The organism is Pseudomonas sp. S37, from assembly GCF_016658545.1.
GTDB lineage: Bacteria > Pseudomonadota > Gammaproteobacteria > Pseudomonadales > Pseudomonadaceae > Aquipseudomonas.
On sequence record NZ_JACVZC010000202.1, the window covers coordinates 1 to 4,616 of the forward strand.

At 60.8% G+C, this 4,616-nt stretch carries 6 protein-coding genes; 1 reads left to right on the forward strand and 5 read right to left on the reverse strand.

Annotated features, from left to right (window positions below):
- Positions 1–117: 117 nt before the first annotated feature.
- Complete coding sequence (locus IAE39_RS29030; RefSeq protein ID WP_201207900.1) at positions 118–1,110, reverse strand: hypothetical protein; 993 nt, start codon at positions 1,108–1,110, stop codon at positions 118–120.
- 94 nt (positions 1,111–1,204) lie between these two features.
- Here IAE39_RS29030 and IAE39_RS29035 point away from each other — a divergent pair, with 94 nt between their 5' ends.
- Positions 1,205–1,495 carry a YceK/YidQ family lipoprotein gene (locus IAE39_RS29035; RefSeq protein ID WP_201207905.1) on the forward strand — a complete coding sequence of 97 codons (291 nt, stop codon included), beginning with the start codon at positions 1,205–1,207 and terminating at the stop codon, positions 1,493–1,495.
- 15 nt (positions 1,496–1,510) lie between these two features.
- Here the strand turns inward: IAE39_RS29035 and IAE39_RS29040 are convergent, their stop codons facing one another.
- The 4 genes from IAE39_RS29040 to IAE39_RS29055 all read right to left on the reverse strand — a co-directional run bounded on the left by IAE39_RS29040 (position 1,511) and on the right by IAE39_RS29055 (position 4,467).
- The gene (locus IAE39_RS29040; protein ID WP_201207901.1) at positions 1,511–2,722 is read right to left on the reverse strand and encodes an MFS transporter; all 1,212 of its coding nucleotides are present in this window, start codon (positions 2,720–2,722) and stop codon (positions 1,511–1,513) included.
- Positions 2,723–2,952: 230 nt separating this feature from the next.
- Positions 2,953–3,285 (reverse strand): hypothetical protein, encoded by a 333-nt coding sequence (locus tag IAE39_RS29045; protein ID WP_201207902.1) that lies wholly within the window; start codon positions 3,283–3,285, stop codon positions 2,953–2,955.
- A 25-nt stretch (positions 3,286–3,310) separates the two neighbouring features.
- Positions 3,311–3,829 carry a ProQ/FinO family protein gene (locus IAE39_RS29050; RefSeq protein ID WP_201207903.1) on the reverse strand — a complete coding sequence of 173 codons (519 nt, stop codon included), beginning with the start codon at positions 3,827–3,829 and terminating at the stop codon, positions 3,311–3,313.
- Positions 3,830–3,912: 83 nt separating this feature from the next.
- Complete coding sequence (locus IAE39_RS29055; protein ID WP_201207904.1) at positions 3,913–4,467, reverse strand: helix-turn-helix domain-containing protein; 555 nt, start codon at positions 4,465–4,467, stop codon at positions 3,913–3,915.
- Between the last annotated feature and the right edge of the window lie 149 nt (positions 4,468–4,616).

The following is a 4,616-nucleotide window of genomic DNA, read 5'->3' on the forward strand; positions in this document are numbered from 1 at the left end:
CGCCGGTGTTCGCGGCTAAAGCCGCTCCCACAGTGTCCCTGCTAATTCAATTAGTTAAGTGCAGTTCTGTGGGAGCCTCGGTTTTTTTGAACAAAACGATAGCGGCGTTGCGATCACTCAAGGCTCCAGAAGCTCGTTGAAAAAGCGGATGCCCATCTCGGCGTTGGTATGCACTCCCAGCACCTCCCCCGCCTCATTCTGCACCACGGTATGGCCACCTTCGATAGGCTTGCCGGTGCGTCGGTCCAGCGCTTGCATGCTGACTGGCAGGCTGAACAGCAAGCGCCCTTCACTGCTGCGTACTTGAATGTCGGCCGGATAATGCACCGGGCCAAAATCGACCGCATGGTTCAGGAAGCCATCCCAGCTGCGCGCCGGTCCATAAGGCTGCGCCATGCGCATGCTCAGCCAGCGCAGCTCCATGCCCAGCACCTGGACCGGGGTATCTTCGGACCTCGCCTCCCACAGAGGGGCGCTGGAGAACACCCTCACCGGCCCAGGCCAGACGATGCCACCCAACGCCGTACCCGGCGCCAGATGACACTGATGCAGCTTCCATTCAGAAAATTTGAAATGTGCGCCGAAAGGAAACTCGAACTCGACCTCCCCAGGCTCGCATTTCCAACCTTCCAGTACATGCGCAGAGACGGTTTCGATCGTGGCATTGCCGTGGCCCTGCCACAGTTCCAGACGCCGAATGGGCATGCCCATGATGGTCCCCGGCGTGCGGTCGAACTCGGCGTGTTTCAGGCTCTGTATGCCGTAGGGGACAGGCTTGCCGCTGTAATCCACCCTGTCGTCGAGGTTGTCCAGGTGCACCTGGGTGCCCGCTGGCAGTACCAGGTCGCCCAGCACTTCTTCATGTTCAAGCCGCGGGTTGTGTGCGCGCCACTGCTGCCAGTGGCTGAACTCCGACTCGACGTAAGGCACGCTACCGACCGCCAGCAACACCGCCAGCAGGCCGAAGCGCCAACGCCGCGCCAGCACGTAGCGCCGGCTACGCGGAATCAGCAGGGCAATCAGGCAGGCGGTGAACAGCCAGAGAAACACTTCGGAAAAGATGTAGATCATGTAGCCGAGCAGCATGATCGGCATATCGACGGGAATCATGAACGTCCTTGTGAACCCTGATACAGACGGCGCAGAATAAACCAGGCTGTGGCGCGGTCCCAGCCTTGGCTAATCAAGGAAACCACTTGGCATGATGCCCGCAAGAATTCTGTTGTTTGCCACACTGCTGGCGCTGGGCGGCTGCTTCAGTACCATCGGCCACATGAGCGGTGAGCGCTGCGTGTACCACGGCACCCGCGCGTCCTGGGCGTGGGCGAACCACCCCGACACACTCAGCAGTTGGCCATTCCTGATCGATGCTCCCTTCTCGTTCGTGCTCGACACCGTGCTGCTGCCCTACGACCTGACAGCCTTCTTGCCGGAGGACTTGGGCGGCGATCCTTACGAGTGCACGATCAAGGGTGGGTTGAACGTGATCATGTGAAGGTAACTGCCAAGCCTACGCCATGGCGTTGCGCAAGTTGGCCTTACGCCAGGCCAGCCGCCCCAGCGTGATCGACCAGTTGAGCAAGGACACCCCCAACAGTATCAGCAGCATCATCGACAAGCCTTGGTCGATGATGATCTTGCCGGCCAGAAACGGGAACCCGAACACGCCGACAAAATAGGCAAGGCTGAACAGCAGCAGTGACTGGGTCGTGGTGCCTTCGGGCGCTTCGTTCGCCGCCAGGCCGTTGATCACCGAGTAGGTCAGGCCATAGCCGATACCCAGCACCAGCGCAGCCAGGATGTAGCCGAAGTTGCCGGCGACGAAGTACTTGAACATCAACATCGACACCACGATCAGCCCCGACAGCAGGCACGACATCCAATAAGGATCGCGCCTCACCACCAGCCCGGCCACCAACATGCGCCCGGCGATGGCAGCGCTCATGAAGCCAATGAAGAATATCGAGTAGTCGAGAGCCTTTTCATGGGCATAGCTGGTCTGGAAACTTGATAGCCCGCCAAAGATCGCCCCGCCCAGGCCAACCATGACAATCGGGAACACGGCCTTTGAGCCGAGGACTTTGCGGGTTGCCTGCCAGGACAGCCTGGACACCGCTGCACTGAAGCGATCGGGCAGGCGGCCCAACGCACCGGCCATTCGCCAGAACAGCACCACCCCGACCAGGCTGGCCAGCGCAGCCACAAAGAAGGTTGCCGTGACTGGCAGGCCCAACTGGCTGGCCATACGCCCCACCAAAGGTGCCGAGCCGATGCCGCTCATCATGCTGCCCGAGAGCAGTGCGAAGTACCGCGAGCGCTGTGCCGGCGCAACGATCGTCGCCACGATGATCGGGCCCAGGGTGTAGAAGACGCCCCAGCCGACGCCCAGCAGCAAGCCGAACAGCATCATCAGTTGCATATGGCCGGCACTCGCGGCGAACCCCAGGTTGGCAATGACCAGCGCCAGGCCGCACAGCGCGATGGCCCGCGCGGCCCCCAGGCGATCGGACAAGTGCCCGGAAACCAGCACGGCAGCAAATGTACTCAGCATCGCGGCCGAGATCACATGGCCGGCGTCCTGTTCGTTGCCGCCATGGCCAGCGACCAGCAAGGCCAGCAGGAAGGTCGAGCCGTAAGACAGCGACAGCAGGTAACTGGCAAAACAGAACAAGCTGAACAGCGGTTTTGAAACGACCACACTGCGTTCATCCTGGGCAAGCATGAGAAACCCTGAGTAGTTGGACCGAGCGCGCAGTGTGCGTGGCAGGCGGAAACAGGGTAAATCCAGGATTCATGATCTTAAGGTGAGTTGCGGCCAACCTAAGCAGGTCTTGCCCAGTACCTGTAGGAGCGGGTTCACCCGCGAAGAAGACAACTCGGTCGCTGGCACCGGCTTTGCCGGTGTTCGCGGGTAAACCCGCGCCTACAAGGGCACGCGCAGGCATTGAAAGGTCAGCCCAGCGGCCAGAAGGTTTCGCAGAAACTGGTCATCCCGTCATGGAAGCGCCGCAGCTTTGCATCTTTCCAGTAAACGGACATCAGCAGAAAAGGCGCATTCACGCAGCAGAAGGCGAAAACGCCCCAGAAACCGAGGCCGAGCAGCAATATTGCAGAGCCCACAAGGACCACTGCCGCTATGAGCAAGTAGCCGATTCTTAGCGGTATGAAGCTTCTGCGCTCAGTGTCTATATCTCTCAAGATACGCATTGAATCAACTACCCGATGAGATACGTTAAAACCAGCGTTCAGGGCTGGAGACAGCCCCGCCAGGGGGCTGTCGTCCAAGTGGGCACAGGGTAGCGGACTGGGCTCAGTCGGCAGCCTGTACCGCTGCAGCGTCGGCGGCAGGGGCTGGCGCCTGTGCTTTTGCCTTCGCCCGGTTACGGCGTTCCTGGCTACGGTGCCGCGAAGCCTGCTGCTTGGCATGCAGTGCCTGGGCAGCGGTCACGGTGCCGGCGGCCTGGCCATTCAGGTCCAGGCGCGGTGCGTCCTCGACCATGCTTGCCCAGTACCGCGCACCCCGGCACCAGGTAGAGATACCCAGTTTCAGCTGTTCGCGGGTCAGGCCAAGCAGCTCCAGGTGTTGCTCGGCATCCTTGAAAATGCCCTCCTTGAGCGGCACCTTGGGGGCCGGGTTGACCGGGAAGGCCAGTGGAAAATGCTTTTGCAAAGGCCAGATCGCAGCCACCGCCGGATCCTGCTCGCGCGGCTTCGCCTGCGGGGACGGCTTGCGCTTTGGCTGCTTTGGCTGCTGTGCGCTGTCGGCCTTTACCTGCTGTTTTTCCGCCCGCAGGCGGTCGCGTAGCTCTGCTAGTTGTTCAAAACCCATCGTTCAATTCACTGCTTGAAGTTGATTGCGTGGTGCAAGGATAACCCATGCAGCCACTTCATTGTTCGCAGGTCATCTTTCCATCAGCTGAATACCCAAAGCACGCGTGTGGGTTTGTCGGTCAGATTGGCGTAGCGAAAGCTTGCATGGGGCTGCAACTGAAAGCTGTCACTGGCGCGCAGCGTTACCGGCTCACCGCCGCCCAGCCACACGGTCAGCTCGCCCTCAAGCACGAAGCAGCCCTGCTCCGAGCTGTCGTCCAGGTACTCCTCGCCACTGCTCGCGCCCGGCTCCAGGTGGCTGTCGAGCATGGAGAACGCGCCACTGATGGTAGGGGATGCCAGCACGTCGGTAATGCCACCGGCCAGGTGCAGGGTGCGGCGCTCGTGAGGGCGGGTGACCCAATCGAGTTCGCGGGGTTTGTCCAGCTTGTAGAAATAGGCGGTGGAGACACCGAGTTCTTCGCTGATGGCCGTGAGGTCGGCCACAGTCGGGCGTGATACGCCCCGCTCGACCTGGGACAGAAAGCCCACCGAACGGCCGATGCGCTGTGCCAGCTCGCCCAGGGTCAGGCCTTTGAACTTGCGCAGGTCGCGAATCAGTACTGCCAGGCCTTCGATTTCTTCGTGCACTTTCATAGTTGAATCGCGACTTTCGGACGGGAAAAGAATGCCCTGAAAAGTACATGATTCGAGTTGCAAAGCAAAATGCTTCACGCAGGGATTAACGCGGTCGATGTAGGAGCGGCCTTGCGTCGCGATGGGCTGCGCAGCAGCCCCAGGATTTC

Coding starts and splice junctions, on each gene's coding strand:
- IAE39_RS29030 (WP_201207900.1), bottom strand. CDS start 1,110: ATGATTCCCGTCGATATGCCGATCATGCTGCTCGGCTACATGATCTAC.
- IAE39_RS29035 (WP_201207905.1), top strand. CDS start 1,205: ATGCCCGCAAGAATTCTGTTGTTTGCCACACTGCTGGCGCTGGGCGGC.
- IAE39_RS29040 (WP_201207901.1), bottom strand. CDS start 2,722: ATGCTTGCCCAGGATGAACGCAGTGTGGTCGTTTCAAAACCGCTGTTC.
- IAE39_RS29050 (WP_201207903.1), bottom strand. CDS start 3,829: ATGGGTTTTGAACAACTAGCAGAGCTACGCGACCGCCTGCGGGCGGAA.
- IAE39_RS29055 (WP_201207904.1), bottom strand. CDS start 4,467: ATGAAAGTGCACGAAGAAATCGAAGGCCTGGCAGTACTGATTCGCGAC.